The sequence below is a fragment of the Streptomyces sp. NPDC101237 genome (genome assembly GCF_044767465.1).
In the GTDB taxonomy this organism is placed as follows: Bacteria; Actinomycetota; Actinomycetes; order Streptomycetales; family Streptomycetaceae; genus Streptomyces; species Streptomyces gramineus.
In genome coordinates, this window is record NZ_JBIWNY010000020.1 from 15,387 (window position 1) to 34,347 (window position 18,961).

The window sequence follows — 18,961 nt, forward strand, 5'->3', positions numbered from 1 at the left end:
GAAGACGCAGGTCACAGGCGTTGTCAGTGCCGGGTGACAGACTCGCCGCATGACCGACCGGTGGGCTCTCGCACCGGCCGAGGACGGTGGCGTCGACCTCGCCCCCCTCGGCCCGGACGGGCTGCCCGCCGGGCCGGTGCGGCGGGAGCCCGATCTCGCCGGGGCGGTCAGGGGGCGCCCGGAGGTCACGCGCTGGGTGTGGCGGTCCACCGCCGAGGTCTACCCGCGTCTGCTCGCCACGGGGGTGCGAGTGGAACGGTGCTACGACATCGAGGACGCCGAGACCCTGCTGCTGGGCCACGAGGGACGGTCCGGTGAGCCGCACTCGGCCGCTGCCGCCCTGGCCCGCCTCCGCGGCGGCCCCGTGCCGCCCGATCCGCCGAACCGCTCCGCGGAACCGGGCGCGCAGTCCCCGCTGTTCGAGCCGCAGGGCAGCGCCCGCCTGACGCTCGACGAACTCCTCGCCGTCTACGCCGAGCAGCAGCGCCGGCACGACCGCACCGAGCGCCCGGACCGGATGCGCCTGCTGACGGCCGCGGAGTCGGCGGGCATGCTGATCGCCGCCGAGATGAACCGGGCCGGCCTGCCCTGGAGCGCCGAGGTCCACCGCGAGGTGCTCCGCGAACTGCTCGGCGAGCGGTACGCGGGCGGCGGCGAACCCCGCCGGCTGGCCGAGCTGGCGGACGAGGTGTCGGCCGCGTTCGGCCGACGGGTCCGCCCGGACCTGCCCGCCGACGTCGTCAAGGCCTTCGCCCAGGCCGGGATCAAGGTGAAGTCCACCCGCCGCTGGGAGCTCTCCGGCATCGACCACCCGGCGGTGCAGCCGCTCCTCGCGTACAAGAAGCTGTACCGGATCTGGGTGGCGCACGGCTGGACCTGGCTCCAGGACTGGGTGCGCGAGGGCCGGTTCCGTCCCGAGTTCCAGGCGGGCGGCACGGTCACCGGGCGCTGGGTGACCAACGGCGGGGGCGCGCTGCAGATCCCCAAGGTGATCCGGCGGGCCGCGGTCGCCGACCCGGGCTGGCGGCTGGTCGTCGCCGACGCCGACCAGATGGAGCCGCGGGTGCTCGCGGCGATCTCCCGCGACCCCGGGCTGATGGAGGTCGCGGGCCGCGAGACCGACCTCTACCAGGCCGTCTCCGACCGCGCCTTCGCCGGCGACCGCGGACAGGCCAAGATCGCGGTCCTCGGCGCGGTCTACGGCCAGACCTCCGGCGACGGCCTGAAGAACCTGGCCGCGCTCAGACGCCGGTTCCCCAAGGCGGTGGCCTTCGTCGACGACGCGGCGCGGGCCGGTGAGGAGGGCCGGCTGGTGCGGACCTGGCTCGGCCGGACCTGTCCGCCGGCGGCCGGTGCGGGCGACGGCGCGGAGGAGGCGGGCATGCCCCAGCAGGACGCGGAGGAGCAGACGGCCGACGGCTGGGTGCCGGGCTACGCGTCCACCAACTCCCGTGCCAGGGGCCGCTTCGCACGGAACTTCGTCGTCCAGGGCAGCGCCGCCGACTGGGCTCTGCTGATGCTCGCGGCGCTGCGCCGCAGCTGCGCGGGCCTCGCCGCCGAGCTGGTCTTCTTCCAGCACGACGAGGTGATCGTGCACTGCCCCGAGGAGGAGACCGACGTGGTCGTGGCGGCGATCCGGGAGGCCGCCGACCTGGCGGGACGGCTGACGTTCGGCGACACACCGGTCCGTTTCCCGTTCACGACGGCGGTGGTGGAGTGCTATGCCGACGCGAAGTGATCAGTCGTCGGCCGCGAGCAGCCGGCGCAGCTCCTGGAGGACGCCGGGCTCGTCGGTGCCGTCCAGGGCGGTGAGGGCGGCGCGCCAGACGTCGTGCGCCTCGCCGGTGCGGTCCTGCTCGCTCAGGATCAGACCGAGCTGGTGGCGGGCGAGACCGCCGCTGTAGCGGTCGGCACGGGCGTCGGCGCGCTCCAGGAGTTCGGTGCATTCGCGGTGCGCGCGATCGGTGTGACCGATGCCGCGCAGGGCACGGACCAGCCCGAGCCGGGTCTGGGACTCGCCGTGCCAGTCGCCGTGGTGGCCGAGGATGCGCAGGCTGTCCTCGAAGTGCACGGCGGCGGCGGCCGGTTCACCGAGCGTGAGGTGGGCGTAGCCGATGTTGCAGCGCGCCGAGTGCTGCACGATGACGGCGCCGATGGCGTCGCCGATCGCCAGCGACCGACGGTGCTGCTCGATGGCGCCCCGGGGATCGGTGTGCTCGTAGAGGTTGCCGAGGTGGCTGTGGGTGACGGCCTCGCCGTAGGGGTCGTCGAGCTGCCGGGAGTAGGCCAGGCTCTGCAGCAGCGCCTCGCCCGACTCGTCGTACCGTCCGAGCCCTTCCAGCAGCAGCCCCCGGTTGTTCAGGCAGCGCCGGATCCAGGAGGCCACGTCCAGCCGCCGCCAGATGGCGAGGGCCTGGTCGGTCAGGGCCAGGGCCTCCCGCTGGCGGCCGGCCAGGAAGTGCAGCCCGGCGAGGTCGCCCAGGGCGTAGGCCTCGGCGGGTTCGTCACCCAGGCGCCGGGCGGCCGCCAGCGCGGCCGTGCCGAGCACCTCCGTCTCGGCGACCCGGCCGCCGCGCAGGACGTACGGGAAGAGCAGCCGGACCAGCGTGGAGAGGTAGGCGCTGATCCGTGGATCGGCGGTACCGGCGTGCCGCTCCACCAGGGCGACGATGTTCTCCAGCTCCAGATCGCCCCAGGCGAAGGCGTGCTCGGCGCAGGTGAAGGGCTCCAGGGCGGCCGCGTACGGCTGGTGCTCGGCGGGCTGGGCGTCGGTGGGCCGGCGGCGGTCGTCCTGGTCCAGGCCGGGTTCGACGATGGCGACGAGGGCCAGTTCGGCGACGGCGGCGTACCAGCGCAGCGCGGTGAGTGCGGCCTCGGTGCCGTCACTCCCCTCGGCCAGCTCCCGGGCGAAGTCCCGTACCAGGTCGTGCGGGGTGTAGCGGCCGTAGGCGGTCTCCTCCAGGAGGGCCACCTCGACCAGCCGGTCCAGGGCGGCCTCGGCCCGGCGGTCGTCGAGACCGGTGAGGCGGGCGACCAACGGGGCACCGTAGGCGGGCAGGTCGAGGGCCCCGACATGGCGCAGGGCGAGGGCGGCGTCGCGGTCGGAGACCCGGGCGGAGGCGGCGAGCGCGTCGTGGGCGACGGCGAGGGACCGCCGGACGCTCAGGTCGTCGTACTCGAGATGCCGCAGCCTGCCCTCGGTGGCGGTGAGCTGACCGGCGAGCGCGTCGGGGGTGAGGGCGCGGCGCGCGGCCAGCCGGGCGGCGACCACCCGCAGGGCCAGCGGCAGCCGGCCGGTCAGGCCGACGAGCGGGTGACCGGCGTCGATCTCCGCCCGCCCGCTGACCGAGCGGAGCAGGGCCGCGCTGTCCTCGACGGTCAGCGGCGCGAGCGGGAACCGGTGGGCACCGTCCAGGGCGGTGAGCGGCGAACGGCTGGTGACGATCACCGCGCAGCCGGGGCCTGCGGGGAGCAGCGGCCGCACCTGGGCGGCGTGCGCGGCGTCGTCGAACAGCAACAGCGTGCGGGTCGGCGCCAGCAGGGAGCGCAGCAACGCGGCGGCCGCGTCCGGGTGGTCGGGGATGTGCCGGGGGTCGGCGCCGAGGTCGCGCAGCAGCGCGGCGAGAGCCTGGGCGGGGGTGAGCGGGGGGACGCCCGGGGTGGCGCCGTGCAGGCTGACGTAGAGCTGACCGTCGGGGAAACGTTCCCTCAGGCGATGGGCCACATGCAGCGCGAGCGCGCTCTTGCCGACCCCGGCCATACCGCTGACGACGGCGACGGCCGGGGCGCCCACGGTGAGGAGGGCGTCTCCCAGCGCTTCGCCGACGGCGGCGCGCCCGATGAAGTGGACCGGGGGCGGCGGGAGTTGGGCGGGCCGGGGGGACCCGGAGGCGGCGGCCGACGAACCCGGCCCGGCGGACGATTCCTCTTCGCCGTCCGGGTCCGGCCCTGCCACGCCACCCACGTCCTTCTCCTTGCCGGCGCCCCCACCCTCGCTCCCGCTCCTCGGCCGGGGCTGACCGGACGGACCGACGGCGGGCTCGGAGAGCCGCGTGCCCGGCCCCGGCCACGACCCGCTCGCGACCACGTCCTCGCCGGTCACCGCCGCGTCCCGCGCCCGTACGCCCGGCGCGCCCTCGCCGGTCGCGCCCTGCTCCGCCCCGCTCTGCGCCGTCCCGGCGCTCTCCCGCAGCACCTGCACATGGGCCTCGCGCACCGCGGCCCCGGGCTCGACGCCGAGTTCCTCGATCAGGCGGTGGCGCAGGTCGCGGTGGACCGCGAGGGCCTCGGCCTGGCGGCCGGTGCGGTGCAGGGCGAGCATCAGCTGACGGTGGTAGGTCTCGCGCAGCGGGTGCTCCGCGACCAGCGCCGACAGTTCCGGCACGACGCCGCCCAGCCGCGGCCCGCCGAGGGCGAGTTCGGCGTCGTAGCGCCACTCGAGGAGGAGGAGTCTGGCCTCCTCCAGGCGCTGCACGAAGGCGTGCCCGCCGAAGCCGGCGGGGAGGCCGCAGAGCGGGCTGCCGCGCCACAGGGCGAGCGCGTCGGCGCAGGCGCTCAGCACCGGCACCCATTCACGGCGCCCATGGGCCGCGCGCGCCTGCGCCACCCGCCGGTCGAACACCTCGACGTCCAGCTCACCGCCGTCGACCCGCAGCAGGTACCCGGGCGGCACCGCGCGCAGCCGCTCCGGATCGTCGAGCAGGCGGCGCAGCCGGGTGACGTGGTTGTGCAGCGAGGCCTGGGCGGACACCGGAGGCGCCCCGGCCCACAGCGCGTCCTTGAGCGAGTCGACGGAGACGATCCGTCCCGCCTCCAGGAGCAGTGCGGCGAGCAGCGCGCGCACCTTGGGGCTGCCGATGGGCCGGACGTCGCCGCCCGGGACGTACAGCACCGGAGCGCCCAGCAGTCCGAACCGCAGCTCGTACCGCCGCATCACTCCGCCATCCCCTTCCCGTACGGTCGTGCCGACCGCGCCGCACGGCGGGGATGCCCGCCGCTATCTGGCGCCTGACCTGGCTCCTGGCGGAATTCACCCCCGTCGAGGGCGAGTTCCCGCCACCTTCTCCGTGCCGCCGGGACCGGAATCCGCAGGATGTCCGGCCTGTTCGCGGAGTCGTACGAAGGCTTCACGCCAACCGGTCGGCGACCTCCGGGCGAACCGCTGGCCATATGTTAGCGATTCGTTGGTGAGCCCTGATGTGATCTTCGTATCGGATCGGGCCCGACGGCGCGCGTGTACCACGCGCAACTCGGGGGAGTGTCGCCGCAGGCCTGGATCCGGGGACGCGAGAGGGTCCCGGTCGGCGGAGGTGAACGACCGGGACCCTCGTCCCGTTTCGACCGGGGCCGCCGACGTCAGATGACGGGTGGGCGGCCCAGCCGGGTGAGCCGCCATACCGTGCGCCAGCGCATCGGTCTGCGTTCACCGGCAGGCTCGCGCAGCCCCTCGACGAAACCTCCGAACCAGGCCCGCAGCCCGCGCGTCGAGCGGGTCCGCAGGACGGTGATCAGCGTCCACACGGCCAGGTGCACCGGGATGAGCGGCAGCGGCAGACGGCGGCGGGTCAGCCAGACCCGGTTGCGGGCGGTCACCCGGAAGTAGACGGCGTGCCGGGCCGGCGACGTCCGCGGATGCTGGAGCAGCAGCTCGGGCGCGTAGAGGATCCTCCAGCCCGCGTCGGCGGCCCGCCACGCCAGGTCGGTCTCCTCGTGCGCGAAGAAGAACTCGGCGGGCCAGTCGCCGGTCTCCGCGAGCATGGCCATGCGCAGGGCGTGCCCGCCGCCGAGGAACCCGGTGACGTAGCCCCCGCGCATCGGGTCGGCGTTGCCGACGCGCGGCACGTGCCGCTGCTGGGTCTCGCCCCGTTCGTCCGCGATCCGGAAGCCGACGATGCCGAGGCGGGGATCGGCCGCGAACAGATCCCTGACCTGCCGGAACACCTCGACGTCGACGAGCACCCCGTCGTCGTCCAGTTCCACCACGACGTCCACGTCGCCGAAGGCGCGCAGCCGCGCGAGGGCGACGTTGCGGCCGCCCGGGCAGCCGAGGTTGTCGTCGAGGTCGACGGTCGTCACCTCGCCGGGCAGGTCAAGGCGGCGGGCGAACTCGGGGAGCCGGCAACCGTTGCCGACGATCACGATGCGGTCCGGGACGAGGTCCTGCTTGGCGACGGACCTGAGCAGGGCGTCGACCTCGTCGGGCCGGTTCCCCATGGTCACCACGGCCACCGCGAGCCTCGGCTGCGCCATGCCCTCACCTCATCCGGCCGGCGGCGGTGCCCACGTCGGGCCGCGGGTCACTCACCGTTCACCAGGATGTTGCCCCAGATACGACGGAGCTCCGGGCATGAGCCCCCTTTGTGTCGGCTTTGACGATGATTTGATCGGCCATTTTCGCCGGCCATAAGGTCACCCGCCCGACGCCCCGCCGCGCCGCCCGATTCGCCCACCGGAACCAGGGATTCGCGCTCCCCCGCCGGGAAGGGGACAGGGCGACGGAACGCGACGCCGCCGCACGACCCACCCCGGTACCGGACATGACCACCTGTCAGCACGGGTACCGCGAACGGGGGCACGGAGCATCCGAAGACCTCTGCGCCGGTCACGCGGACGGTGGTCCACAGCGCCGAAACCGGCTCGGTCGTCGCTGATGCCGATCCCCCGCGCGGCCCTCCTCGCCACCGAACCGGAACGCCGGCCGGCCACCGCGGTCGCGCCGCTCAGCCTGGCCTGCGCGGCGGCCTACGCGGTCCTGGCACCGCAGGGCGTCCCGCAGCCCGGCGCCGCCGCGCTGGACGAGATCCTCGCCCACGAACGCAGGGACACCCTGAACCTGATCATCCAGTTCGGCAGCACCCACCAGTTCCGCCACGCGAACCTCGGCCTCCGCTTCGCCGAACGCCTCCCGGAACCGGGCGACTCCACCCGGGCCCGCCACGGACACACCCCACCACGACAAAAACCCCAGGCCGGAGAAGGTCCGGACTGGGGTTTCGGTGGAGCCGCCTTCGGGATTCGAACCCGAGACCTACGCATTACGAGTGCGTTGCTCTGGCCATCTGAGCTAAGGCGGCGCGTCGCCCGCACTATGGTGCGATCAGCGACGTCGGTAAGTCTACACAGTTTCCGAGGGTGCTCGGGACACGCCCCGGCAGCCGGCTTCCCGGGGTGTGCGCAGGGCCTATGAGCAGCGCTTTCCGTTCGCCGGCGGGGTGCCCTTGAGGAGGTAGGTGTTGATCGCCGAGTCGATGCAGGCACTGCCCCGGCCGTACGCGGTGTGGCCGTCGCCGACGTAGGTGAGGAGCCGGGCCGAGCTGAGCTGGCGGGCCAGGGACTGGGCCCACGGGTACGGCGTCGCCGGGTCACGGGTGGTGCCGACCACGACGATCGGGGCGGCGCCCTTCGCCTCGATGCGGTGCGGCTGCCCCGTGGCCCGCACCGGCCAGTACGCGCAGTTCAGCGAGGCCCACGCCAGGTTGGCCCCGAACACCGGCGAGGCCTTCTCGAACTCGGGGAGCGCCTTCTCCACCTGCTCGGGACCGGTGAAGGCGGGGGACAGGTCCAGGCAGTTCACCGCCGCGTTGGCGAACATGAGGTTCGAGTACCGGCCGTCCGCGTCCCGCTCGTAGTAGCTGTCGGAGAGGGCGAGCAGGCCGGCGCCGTCGTTCTCCTTCGTGGCACTGTGCAGCGCGTCACGCAGCCGCTCCCACTCCGCCTGGTCGTACATCGCCGCGATGACCCCGGTCGTGCCGAGGGACTCGGTGAGCTTGCGGCCGTCCGGGTCGCCGGTCGGGAGCGGGTGTGCGTCGAGCTTGCGGAAGAACGTGCCGAGGTTGTCCGCGATCTGCGTCGGGGTGCTGCCCTTCGCGCCGAGCGGGCAGTCCGTGCGCTTCGCGCAGTCCTTCGCGAACGACTGGAAGGCCGTCTCGAACCCGGCGGTCTGTTCCAGGTTCAGCTGGCGCGCGGACAGGGACGGGTCCATCGCGCCGTCCAGGACCATCCGCCCGACCCGGTCCGGGAACAGCCCCGCGTAGGTCGCGCCGAGGAAGGTGCCGTACGACGCCCCCACGTAGTTCAGCTTCGGGTCCCCGAGCACCGCCCGCAGGATGTCCATGTCGCGTGCCGAGTCGGCGGTGGAGACGTGGTGCAGCAGGTTCGCCGAGCGCGCCCCGCAGGCCTCCGCGAACTTCTTGTACTCGCCGACCAGTTGGTCCGTCTCCTTCTGGTCGTCGGGCGTCACGTCGGTCTCGGTGTACGCGTCCATCTGCCGTCCGTCGAGGCATTCGACGGGCTCGCTGCGGGCGACGCCGCGCGGGTCCATCGCGACCATGTCGTAGCGCGCCCGCACCTCGGAGGGGTAGCCGATGCCGGCGTACTGCTGGAGGTAGTCCACCGCCGAGCCGCCCGGCCCGCCCGGGTTGACCAGCAGCGAACCCAGCGGCTCGGCCTTGCCGGTGGCGTTCTTCCGGGCGACCGCCAGCCGGACGTCACCCGCGCCGGGATTCGCGTAGTCGAGCGGGGCCTTCATCGTCGCGCACTGGAAGCCGGGTACTCCGCAGCTGCGCCAGCTGAGCTTCTGGTCGTAGTACGACGCCAGTGCCGACGGGGTCGAGCGGGGCAGCGCGGCCAGCTGGGCGATGCCGGCCGAGGCCGATGCCGACGCGCCGTCGCGGCCGGAGCACGCGGAGACGAGCAGGGCGGCGGCCGAGAACAGGGCCGCGGCGGTCAGGGCGCTGGTGCGGGTCCGGGTACGGCGGAGGGTTCGCCTGGTGTGCATCGATCGAGCGTAACGCCGAGAGATGATCTCCGTGCGCTGCGTGTTGACCGTGGCTCGTACGGGTGACCCCGGTCAACCGGCCGACCGCCTCTCGTCCTACCGCCGGATCCACGGAGCCGGCGGCCCCGCCGCCGGTCGCGTTCAGCCCGCTCTCAGTGCCATCGTCATCGCCTCCACCGCGAGCAGTGGCGCCACGTTCCTGTCCAGGGCGTCCCGGCAGGCGGCGATCGCCTCGATCCGGCGGAGCGTGGCCTCGGGCGAGCCCGCGCGGGCCAGCCGGTCCAGGGCCTCCTCGGCGTCCCCGTTGGCGATCGCGACCCTGGAACCCAGCTGGAGGGCGAGGACATCGCGGTAGAAGCCGGTGAGGTCGGTGAGGGCGACGTCGAGGCTGTCCCGCTGGGTCCTGGTGCGGCGGCGCTTCTGCATGTCCTCCAGGTCCTTCATCACACCCGCCGTGCCGCGCGGCAGCCGGCCGCCCTCGGCCGCGCCGAGCGCCGTCTTCAGCTCCTCGGTCTCCTTGCCGTCCGTCTCCTCGGCGAGCTGCTTGGCGTCCTCGGCCGCCGCGTCCACCAGCTCCTGGGCGGCCTTCAGGCACGCCCCGATCTCGTCCAGCCGCAGCGGCAGCTTCAGCACGGCGGCCCGGCGGGCCCGGGCGGCCGGGTCGGTGGCGAGGCGCCGGGCCCGGTCCACGTGCCCCTGGGTGGCGCGGGCGGCCGACGCGGCCACCTCGGGCTCGATGCCCTCACGCCGTACGAGCATGTCGGCGACCGCCTGCACCGAGGGGGTGGTGAGGTTCAGGTGGCGGCAGCGGGAGCGGATCGTGGGCAGCACGTCCTCGACGGACGGCGCGCACAGCAGCCAGACGGTGCGGGGGGCGGGCTCCTCGACGGCCTTGAGAACGGCGTTGGCCGATTTCTCGTTGAGCCGCTCGGCGTCCTCGACGAGGATGACCTGCCAGCGGCCGGTCGCCGGGGCCGTGTAGGACTTGCGGACCGTGTCGCGCATGTCCTTGACCAGGATCTCGGCGCCGACGGCGGCGACCGAGCTGACGTCCGCGTGGGTGCCGACGAGCGCGGTGTGGCAGCCGTCGCAGAAGCCGCAGCCGGGGACGCCGCCGAGGGCCCGGTCGGGGCTCACGCACTGGAGGGCGGCGGCGAACGCCCGCGCGGCCTGGTTGCGCCCGGCGCCCGGCGGCCCCGTGAACAGCCAGGCGTGCGTCATCTTCGACGTCTCCGGCGCCGGCCGGCCGGCCGCGGCGGCGGTGACCAGGGCGTCGGCGTCACGGGCAGCGTCGGTGAGCACCTCGCTCACCCGCTCCTGCCCGACGAGGTCGTCCCATACGGTCATGGGTCACGCCGCCCTTCCGTCCGTGCCACGTCCTGATCCCCGATTTCCGGCCCCGGTCTCGATCCCGGTCTCGGTCTCGGCGACCGGTCTCCGGGCCACCGGTACTTCGAGCACCGGTTCTTCGGCCGGACTCCATTGTGCGGGCGCCCACTGACAAGCGGGTGCCCGCTGACGAGCGTGCGCCTCCGACAAGCAGGTGCCCGCTGACCAGCGAGTGCCTACTGACCAGCGGATGCCCATGGACAAGCGGCTCCCGCCGACGACGGGGGCGGCACCGGTCGGCTCCCCGACCCGCGCCGCCCCCGTACGAGCGTCATCCGTCCCCGGGACGGGTCAGCCCCGGCGCCCGCGGCCCCGGCGGCCCCGCCCCTCGTCGAGCTCCTCTTCCTCGTACGAGGAGCCCAGCAGCTCGTCGGCCAGCGACGGCAGGTCGTCCAGCGGGGTCTCCTCGGCCCAGTCGGGACGGGGCCGCTGACGCCGGCCCGTGCCGTCGTCGACCTGCGGCAGCTCGCGGGTGCGGCCGTCGGTGCCGTCGGGGTTCCCGGCCGCACCGTCCGTCCGCTCGTCCCGGAAGAAGCCGGACGGCATCCGGTCCGCCGGGCTGTCGGCCGCGGGAGCCGGCTCGTCGCGCACGGGAGGCAGGACGGCCGTCTCGTCGGCCGCGCCCACGGCGGGCAGCACGGCCGTCTCGTCCGCGGCTCCCGGCACCACCGGCGGCAGTACCGCCGTCTCGTCGGCCGCACCCGCGGGCGGCTGCGGCAGCTGGGCCGTCACCTCGGCCTCGGACTCGCGGGCCGGCGGCTCGCGGTCGGCGCGCACCGGGCGCAGCACCGCCGTCTCGTCCGCCGCGCGGCTCGGCGCCGCCGGCGTCTCGTCGTCCGGTCGCACGACGGGCGTCGGCATGGTCGTCGCCTCGGGCGTGACACCGGGCGCGGTGGGCCGGGGCGCCGACGACTCGCGGGCCGCCGCGTCGGCCGCGGCCGCGGCCTCCGCCGCGGCACGGCGCGCCTGCTCGGCCTTGAGCAGGGCCTCCTCGGCCCTGCGCTGCTTCTCCAGGCGCAGTTCCTCGGCCTCGGCGCGCAGCCGGGCCTCCTCCTCGGCCTGACGGCGGCGCCGCGCCTCCTCGGCCTGGCGGCGGACCTCCGCCTCCGCGCGCGCCTTCTCCTCGGCGAGCAGGCGGGCCTGCTCCTCCTCGGCACGGCGGCGGGCCTCCTCGGCACGGAGCCGGGCCTCCTCCGCCTGCCGCTCGGCCTCACGGCGCTGCGCCTCCTCCAGCTCGCGGCGCTTGCGCTCCTCCTCCTCGGCACGGAGCTTGGCGAGCTGCTCCTGGCGCTCGCGCTCGACCCGCTCCTCCTCGGCCTTGCGCGCGGCCTCCAGCTCGGCCTTGCGCCGGGCCTCCTCCTCGGCGGCCTTGCGGGCCTCCTCGGCGGCCTTGATCTCGGCCTCGGACAGCGGCAGCACGGTGTCGAGCCGGGCCCGGATGACGGTGGTCACCGACTCGGGCTCCTGGGCCGCGTCGACGACCAGGTAGCGGCCCGGGTCGGAAGCGGCCAGCGTGAGGAAACCGGCCCGCACGCGCGCGTGGAACTCGGCCGGCTCCGACTCCAGCCGGTCGGGAGCCTCGGTGAACCGCTCGCGGGCGGTCTCCGGCTCCACGTCCAGCAGGACGGTCAGGTGCGGGACGAGCCCGTTGGTCGCCCAGCGGTTGATGCGGGCGACCTCGGTCGGGGACAGGTCGCGTCCGGCGCCCTGGTAGGCGACGGAGGAGTCGATGTACCGGTCGGAGATGACGATCGCGCCGCGCTCCAGGGCGGGCCGCACGACGGTGTCGACGTGCTCCGCGCGGTCGGCGGCGTACAGCAGCGCCTCCGCACGGTGCGACAGACCGGCCGAGGAGACGTCGAGCAGGATCGAGCGCAGCCGCTTGCCGACCGGGGTGGCACCGGGCTCGCGGGTGAGGACGACCTCGTGGCCCTTGGCGCGGATCCACTCGGCGAGGGCTTCGGCCTGGGTGGACTTCCCGGCGCCGTCGCCGCCCTCCAGGGCGATGAAGAAGCCGTTGGAGGTGGGCGCCTGCGTGGGGTCGTCGCCGCCGAGCAGCGCGTCCCGCAGGTCGTGCCGGAGCGGTACGCCCGCACGGTCGTCGATCTTGGCCAGCACCAGCGCGGCCACCGGCAGCAGCAGCGCGCCGATCAGCATCAGCGTGAACGCGGCGCCGCCGTGCGCGAACACGAACTTGCCGTTCTCCAGGCGGTGCGGCCCGATGAGGGCCGCGACCAGGGGGGCGACCAGCGCGCCGACCGCTATGGCGACCCGGACGACCGCGTGCAGGTGCTCGGCGGCGCGCGCCTTGCGGTGGTCCTCGGTCTCCTGGTCGAGCAGGGTGTGCCCGGTGTTGGCGGCCACGCCCGCGCCGATGCCGGCCACCGTGACGATCAGCAGCACCGAGGTGACGTCCGGGACCAGGCCGCCGGCGAGCAGCGCGATGCCGGTGAAGGCGATCGCCAGCGACAGCAGACGGCGCCGGGAGAGCGTCGGCAGCAGCGCGGGCGCCGTGCGGATGCCGACGGCGACGCCGCCGGTCAGCGCGAGCACCAGCAGGCCGTAGAGGACCGGGCCGCCGCCCAGGTCCTTGGCGTGCAGCACGGAGACGGCGACCGCGGCGGAGATGGCTCCGGCGACGGCGGCGCAGGCCGTCACCAGCAGCGGGATGACTCCGGTGCGGCCCCGGTCGGTGCCGGTGCCGGCCTTGGGACGGCGCAGGCCCTCCAGCGGCGACCGCGGGCGCGGGGTGCGCGTGCCGGGCACCTCCAGGTAGACCAGGACCGAGAGGGAGGCGGCGAACAGGCCCGCCGCCACGTACGACCCGAGGGCCGCCTGGTGCTGGGCGAACCAGGCGATGCCCGTGCCCAGCAGGTTGTTGACCAGGGAGGCGACGACCAGCGCGGCGGCCGCGAGCGGGACGGCCAGGAAGGTCGTCCGCAGCGACAGGCGGCGCAGTGCGTCCAGGTGGTCCGGCAGCGGTCGTACCGTCGCGCCCTCCGGGGGCGGGGCGGGCAGCAGCGCGGGGGCCGCGCTCTCCCGGCAGACCGTCCAGAAGCGCTCGGCGACTCCGGTGACGAAGACCGTCACCAGGAGGACCGCCGGGGCGTTCTCCGGCGTCCAGTCGATCCACAGCGGGGCGACGATCAGGAGCAGCGCGCGCAGGCCGTCGGCGCCGACCATCGTCCAGCGGCGGTCCAGCGGGCCGTCCTGGGCGGTCAGCGTGGTCAGCGGGCCCAGCAGGACCGCGCCGAAGAGCAGGGTGGCCAGGATGCGCACGCCGAAGACGACCGCCACCGCGAACGCCGCACCGCGGTAGCCACCACCGAACGATCCCTGCGTGATCGCCGCTTGAAGCGTGAGCACGACAAGCACCAGGAGGGCCAGCGTGTCACCGACACCGCTGACCAGTTGGGCGCTCCACAAACGCCTCAGCTCGGGTCGGCGCAGCAGCGAGCGGACGGCGCGCTCGCGGGAATCCGCTACCAGTGCGTCGTCCGGTTCTGTCTGGGGGGCCGTTGGCTGCTCGGCTGGCGTCATGCTTTCAGCCTATCGGCAGCCGCCGACAGCACGTCGCGACCGTCCACAGGTACGCACACCCCGACACCAAGTTGATGCCGGGGCGTGTGCATTGCGAAGACGGTGTGAACCAGTGCGACCGATATGGACCGAATCGACCGGCGCGAACCGGTGTGACCGTCAGATGTGCCTGAGGGTGGCTCAGTCCTCGGAGGCGGCCTTCGCGGCCGTCGCCTTCTTGGCGGTCGTCTTCTTCGCGGTCGTCGTCTTGGCGACGGTCTTCTTGGCCGCCGCCTTCTTCGCCGGGGCGGCCTTCTTGGCGGCCGTCGTCTTCTTCGCGGGCGCCTTCTTCGCCGTCTTCTTGGCGGGCCCCTTGGCCCGCTTCTCGGCGAGCAGTTCGAAGCCGCGCTCCGGGGTGATCTCCTCGACGCTGTCGCCGGAGCGCAGGGTCGCGTTCGTCTCCCCGTCGGTGACGTACGGCCCGAAGCGGCCGTCCTTCACCACGACCGGCTTCTCGCTGACCGGGTCGGTGCCCAGTTCCTTCAGCGGCGGCTTGGCGGCGGCCCGGCCCCGCTGCTTGGGCTGGGCGTAGATCGCCAGCGCCTCTTCGAGGGTGATCGTGAAGAGCTGGTCCTCGGAGGTGAGCGAACGCGAGTCCGTGCCCTTCTTCAGGTACGGCCCGTAGCGCCCGTTCTGCGCGGTGATCTCCTGGCCCTCGGCGTCGGCGCCGACGACCCTGGGCAGCGACATCAGCCGGAGCGCGTCCGCCAGCGTGACCGTGTCCAGGGACATGGTCTTGAAGAGCGACGCCGTGCGCGGCTTGACCGCGTTCTTGCCGGTCTTCGGGGTGCCCTCGGGCAGCACCTCGGTGACGTACGGACCGTAGCGGCCCGCGCGGGCGATGATCTGGTGGCCGGTCTCCGGGTCGGCGCCCAGTTCGAAGTCGCCGCTCGGCTTGGCGAGCAGTTCCTCCGCGAGCTCGACAGACAGCTCGTCGGGTGCCAGGTCCTCGGGCACGTCCGCGCGCTGGTGGCCCTCGGAGTCCTTCTCGCCGCGCTCGACGTACGGCCCGTAGCGGCCGACCCGCAGCACGATGCCTTCGCCCACCGGGAACGACGACACCTCGCGCGCGTCGATCGCGCCCAGGTCGGTCACCAGTTCCTTGAGGCCGCCGAGGTGGTCGCCGTCGCCGTTGCCCGCGTCGGCCGCGCCGCCCGTGGGGGTGCCCTCGCCGAAGTAGAACCGCTTCAGCCACGGCACCGCCTTCGCCTGACCGGCGGCGATGCGGTCGAGGTCGTCCTCCATGCGCGCGGTGAAGTCGTAGTCGACCAGCCGGCCGAAGTGCTTCTCCAGCAGGTTGACCACGGCGAAGGAGAGGAAGGACGGCACGAGGGCCGTGCCCTTCTTGAAGACGTAGCCGCGGTCGAGGATCGTGCCGATGATCGAGGCGTACGTCGACGGGCGGCCGATCTCGCGCTCTTCGAGCTCCTTGACCAGCGAGGCCTCGGTGTAGCGGGCCGGGGGCTTGGTGGAGTGCCCGTCGACCGTGATCTCCTCGGCGGAGAGCGCGTCGCCCTCGCCGACCTGCGGCAGCCGGCGCTCGCGGTCGTCCAGCTCGGCGTTCGGGTCGTCGGCACCCTCGACGTAGGCCTTGAGGAAGCCGTGGAAGGTGATCGTCTTGCCGGAGGCGCTGAACTCGGCGTCCCGGCCGTCGGCGGCCGTGCCGGCGATCTTCACGGTGACGCTGTTGCCGGTCGCGTCCTTCATCTGGGAGGCGACGGTCCGCTTCCAGATCAGCTCGTAGAGCTTGAACTGGTCGCCGGTCAGGCCGGTCTCCGCCGGGGTGCGGAAACGATCACCCGAGGGGCGGATCGCCTCGTGCGCCTCCTGGGCGTTCTTGACCTTCGCGGCGTACACGCGCGGGGACGAGGGCAGGTAGTCGGCGCCGTAGAGCTGCGTGACCTGGGCCCGCGCCGCGGCGACGGCGGTGTCGCTCAGCGTCGTGGAGTCGGTACGCATGTACGTGATGTAGCCGTTCTCGTACAGCTTCTGCGCGACCTGCATGGTGGCCTTGGCGCCGAAGCCGAGCTTGCGGCTCGCCTCCTGCTGGAGGGTCGTCGTACGGAAGGGGGCGTACGGAGAGCGGCGGTACGGCTTGGACTCGACCGAGCGGACCGAGAACCGGGTGTTCTCCAGGGCGGCGGCGAGCGCGCGGGCGTTCGCCTCGTCGAGGTGGAGGGTGTTCGCGGACTTCAGCTGACCGAGCGAGTCGAAGTCACGGCCCTGGGCGACGCGCTTGCCGTCGACGGCCTGCAACCTGGCGACCAGCGAGGACGGGTCCGACGGGTCGCCGGCCCGGCCGGTCGCGAAGGTGCCGGTCAGGTCCCAGTAGTCGGCGGAACGGAACGCGATGCGGTCCCGCTCCCGCTCGACCACGAGGCGGGTCGCCACGGACTGCACACGGCCGGCCGACAGCCGCGGCATGACCTTCTTCCACAGGACCGGCGAGACCTCGTAGCCGTAGAGGCGGTCGAGGATGCGGCGGGTCTCCTGGGCGTCGACCATGCGCTGGTTCAGTTCGCGCGGGTTGGCGACGGCCGCACGGATCGCTTCCTTGGTGATCTCGTGGAAGACCATCCGCTTGACGGGGACCTTGGGCTTGAGGACTTCCAGCAGGTGCCAGGCGATGGCCTCGCCCTCGCGGTCCTCATCGGTGGCGAGGAAGAGTTCGTCGGAGTCCTTCAGCAGGTCCTTGAGCTTCTTGACCTGCGCCCGCTTGTCGGCGTTGACGACGTAGATCGGCTCGAAGTCGTGCTCGACGTCCACGCCGAGGCGCCGGACCTCGCCGGTGTACTTCTCGGGCACCTCCGCGGCGCCGTTGGGAAGGTCACGGATGTGCCCGACGCTCGCTTCGACGACGTATCCGGGGCCCAGATAGCCCTTGATCGTCTTCGCCTTGGCAGGCGACTCGACGATGACGAGTCGGCGGCCGCCCTGTGCGGTCTCGCTGGTCGGGGACAACTTCGCTCTTCTCTCCGGTCGACGCTGGGGCCTCCCCAGGCCTTGCTCCCGGGGGCGCGGCACGGGCACGGATGCCCGCTCACTTGGTGACGCTGCGGAGTGTGACGGTACATCCCGCCCCCGTGTCAAACGGGAAAAGCCCGCAACGGCCACTCGAACGGTAACCCGACTACCGCCATTCCTGCCGCCCGGAGTCCCCGGCCGTTCTCCCGGCCCTGTCCGGAGCGTGACGCTCCGGTCACCCGGAGGCGACCCTCACAGGCGGGTCAGGCAGTACGCCCCGAGGCCCAGCGCGATCACCGAGGCCAGGCCCGCGAGGGTCGCGGACGCGACCTGGCTCACGCCTTGGGCGACGGGTTCACCGCGCCGGACCCGGACGCCGGTCCACACCAGCAGTGCGCCTCCGAACAGGGCGAACACCGCCCCCGCGAAGATCGCCGGTCCGCTCTCCATGACCCGCGCGCCCCTTCCCGTCCGCCCGTGACTGCCCAGCGCGGGGAGACTGCCACGGGCGGGCGGCGGACGGGAGACCGGCGGGCGAAATCGAGGTGAACGAGATATCACCGACATCTCGAACATTCGGTCGACTGACTACGAGAGGAACATTCCGGCCACATTTTTCCGGCCCTTTTCCTCCTCCGGCGTGTCCTCCGGGCGGCCGGCCCACGCCCCGCCGCCCACCGCACCGGCCCGTTCCCGACCCGCCGGCCCCCGGGGCCGTCAGCCCGCCGGCTCCAGGAACCCCTGTTCCACCAGCAGCCGGATCTGCGCGGGCGTGCGGTCCCGCAGCAGCACCGGATCCTCGCCCATCAGCTGGGCGATGGCGTCGAGAATCCGCCCCGCGCTCAGTGAGCCGTCGCACACCCCGGCGAAGCCCGCGCCGACCGTGTCCACCTTGGTCGCGCGGCGCATCCCGCGGTGCTGGCGCAGCACCACGTGCTCCGGGTCCTCGGCGCCGGGCAGCCCGACCTGTTCCTGGACGACCTCGACGGCGAGCCTGAAGTGGCCTTCGAGCAGATCCGCGTCGTCGTGCGCACGGAGGTAGTCGAGGCGGTCGAAGTGCGCGCGGATCGTCTCACCGAGCGGCTGTTCGATCGAATGCGGCCACTCCTCCACGGTGATGACGGGCTCGGCGGCGTCCGTCCTGCGCAGCGTGATCCAGCCGAAGCCCACCCCCTTCACCTTCCGCGCCTCGAACTCGTCGAGCCACGCGTCGTACCGCGCCTGGTACTCCGCCGGGTCCCCGCGGTGGTCGCCGGAGTCCCGGAGCCACAACTCCGCGTACTGGTTGACGTCCTGGACCTCGCGCTGCACGATCCACGCGTCGCACCCACGCGGCACCCACGACCTGACCCGGTCCTGCCAGTCCTCCCCCGCGACGTGCTGCCAGTTGGCGAGGAACTGTGCGAACCCGCCCGCGGTCAGCCGCTCCCCGGCCTGTTGAACGAGCGACCGGCACAGATCGTCCCCGCTCATCCCGCCGTCCCGGTACGTCAGCCGGGCGCCCGGCGAGATCACGAACGGCGGGTTGGAGACGATGAGGTCGTACGACTCCCCTTCCCTGACGGGCTCGAACAGCGAGCCCTCGCGCAGGTCGGCCGCCGGGGCGCCGGACAGCGCCAGCGTGAGCGCCGTGACGTGCAGCGCCCGCGGGTTGAGGTCGGTCGCCGTCACGCGCGTGGCGTGCTGGGCGGCGTGCAGCGCCTGGATCCCGGAGCCGGTGCCGAGGTCGAGGGCGGCGGAGACGGGCGTGCGGACGGTGATCCCGGCCAGCGTCGTGGACGCGCCGCCGACGCCGAGGACGACGCCCTCGTCGCGCTGTCCGATGCCGCCGGCGCCACCGACCGCGCAGCCGAGGTCGGAGACGATGAACCAGTCCTCGCCCTCCGGCCCGCCGTACGGCCGTACGTCCACGGTGGCCGCGACCTCGTCGGAGCCGGCGCGGACCAGCCAGCCGCTCTCCAGGAGGCCGTCCACGGGCAGCGTGTCCGCCACGCGCGCGTGCGGCACGGGCTGCTGGAGCAGGAACAGCCGGACCAGCGTCTCCAGCGGGGTGTCGCCGCGGGTGGCCCGGAGCGCGGGCACCGTCTCGCTGCGGGCCAGCGCGGCGTAGGCGGGCGCGCCGAGCAGCTCCAGAAGTCCGTCGGCGGTGAAGGAGGCGCCCAGCAGGGCGGTGCGCAGCCGTGCGGCGACGTCGGGGCGGTCGGAGGCGGGCAGGGTGGCGAGGCCGGAGTCAGTCACGCCCTCCATTGTGGC

9 protein-coding genes and 1 tRNA gene are annotated in these 18,961 nt (G+C 73.7%); 1 reads left to right on the forward strand and 9 read right to left on the reverse strand.

Features of this window, described 5'->3' with window-relative positions; translation table 11 throughout:
* Positions 1 to 49: 49 nt before the first annotated feature.
* Positions 50 to 1,738 carry a bifunctional 3'-5' exonuclease/DNA polymerase gene (locus ACIRQ9_RS27675; protein ID WP_404178993.1) on the forward strand — a complete coding sequence of 563 codons (1,689 nt, stop codon included), beginning with the start codon at positions 50 to 52 and terminating at the stop codon, positions 1,736 to 1,738.
* Here the strand turns inward: ACIRQ9_RS27675 and ACIRQ9_RS27680 are convergent, their stop codons facing one another.
* The 9 genes from ACIRQ9_RS27680 to ACIRQ9_RS27720 all read right to left on the reverse strand — a co-directional run bounded on the left by ACIRQ9_RS27680 (position 1,739) and on the right by ACIRQ9_RS27720 (position 18,955).
* Entirely contained in the window at positions 1,739 to 4,933 is a 3,195-nt protein-coding gene (locus tag ACIRQ9_RS27680; RefSeq protein ID WP_404178996.1) for a BTAD domain-containing putative transcriptional regulator, read from the reverse strand.
* Positions 4,934 to 5,355: 422 nt separating this feature from the next.
* Positions 5,356 to 6,249, reverse strand: coding sequence for a glycosyltransferase family 2 protein (locus ACIRQ9_RS27685; protein WP_404178999.1), 894 nt, complete (start codon positions 6,247 to 6,249; stop codon positions 5,356 to 5,358).
* A 747-nt stretch (positions 6,250 to 6,996) separates the two neighbouring features.
* Positions 6,997 to 7,073 (reverse strand) — tRNA-Thr (locus ACIRQ9_RS27690).
* A gap of 107 nt (positions 7,074 to 7,180) precedes the next feature.
* Positions 7,181 to 8,776, reverse strand: coding sequence for an alpha/beta hydrolase (locus tag ACIRQ9_RS27695; RefSeq protein ID WP_404179002.1), 1,596 nt, complete (start codon positions 8,774 to 8,776; stop codon positions 7,181 to 7,183).
* A gap of 141 nt (positions 8,777 to 8,917) precedes the next feature.
* Positions 8,918 to 10,123 carry a DNA polymerase III subunit delta' gene (locus ACIRQ9_RS27700; RefSeq protein WP_404179005.1) on the reverse strand — a complete coding sequence of 402 codons (1,206 nt, stop codon included), beginning with the start codon at positions 10,121 to 10,123 and terminating at the stop codon, positions 8,918 to 8,920.
* Between the two features lie 333 nt (positions 10,124 to 10,456).
* Positions 10,457 to 13,705 carry a dTMP kinase gene (gene tmk, locus ACIRQ9_RS27705; RefSeq protein WP_404179007.1) on the reverse strand — a complete coding sequence of 1,083 codons (3,249 nt, stop codon included), beginning with the start codon at positions 13,703 to 13,705 and terminating at the stop codon, positions 10,457 to 10,459.
* Between the two features lie 180 nt (positions 13,706 to 13,885).
* Entirely contained in the window at positions 13,886 to 16,705 is a 2,820-nt protein-coding gene (gene topA, locus ACIRQ9_RS27710) for a type I DNA topoisomerase (RefSeq protein WP_404179010.1), read from the reverse strand.
* 255 nt (positions 16,706 to 16,960) lie between these two features.
* Positions 16,961 to 17,158: a hypothetical protein gene (locus ACIRQ9_RS27715; RefSeq protein ID WP_404179013.1), complete on the reverse strand. Its 198-nt coding sequence runs from the start codon at positions 17,156 to 17,158 to the stop codon at positions 16,961 to 16,963.
* Between the two features lie 267 nt (positions 17,159 to 17,425).
* Positions 17,426 to 18,955 (reverse strand): methyltransferase, encoded by a 1,530-nt coding sequence (locus ACIRQ9_RS27720; RefSeq protein WP_404179016.1) that lies wholly within the window; start codon positions 18,953 to 18,955, stop codon positions 17,426 to 17,428.
* Between the last annotated feature and the right edge of the window lie 6 nt (positions 18,956 to 18,961).

Coding starts and splice junctions, on each gene's coding strand:
- ACIRQ9_RS27695 (WP_404179002.1), bottom strand. CDS start 8,776: ATGCACACCAGGCGAACCCTCCGCCGTACCCGGACCCGCACCAGCGCC.
- ACIRQ9_RS27685 (WP_404178999.1), bottom strand. CDS start 6,249: ATGGCGCAGCCGAGGCTCGCGGTGGCCGTGGTGACCATGGGGAACCGG.
- ACIRQ9_RS27680 (WP_404178996.1), bottom strand. CDS start 4,933: ATGCGGCGGTACGAGCTGCGGTTCGGACTGCTGGGCGCTCCGGTGCTG.
- ACIRQ9_RS27715 (WP_404179013.1), bottom strand. CDS start 17,158: ATGGAGAGCGGACCGGCGATCTTCGCGGGGGCGGTGTTCGCCCTGTTC.
- ACIRQ9_RS27700 (WP_404179005.1), bottom strand. CDS start 10,123: ATGACCGTATGGGACGACCTCGTCGGGCAGGAGCGGGTGAGCGAGGTG.
- ACIRQ9_RS27675 (WP_404178993.1), top strand. CDS start 50: ATGACCGACCGGTGGGCTCTCGCACCGGCCGAGGACGGTGGCGTCGAC.
- tmk (WP_404179007.1), bottom strand. CDS start 13,705: ATGACGCCAGCCGAGCAGCCAACGGCCCCCCAGACAGAACCGGACGAC.
- ACIRQ9_RS27720 (WP_404179016.1), bottom strand. CDS start 18,955: ATGGAGGGCGTGACTGACTCCGGCCTCGCCACCCTGCCCGCCTCCGAC.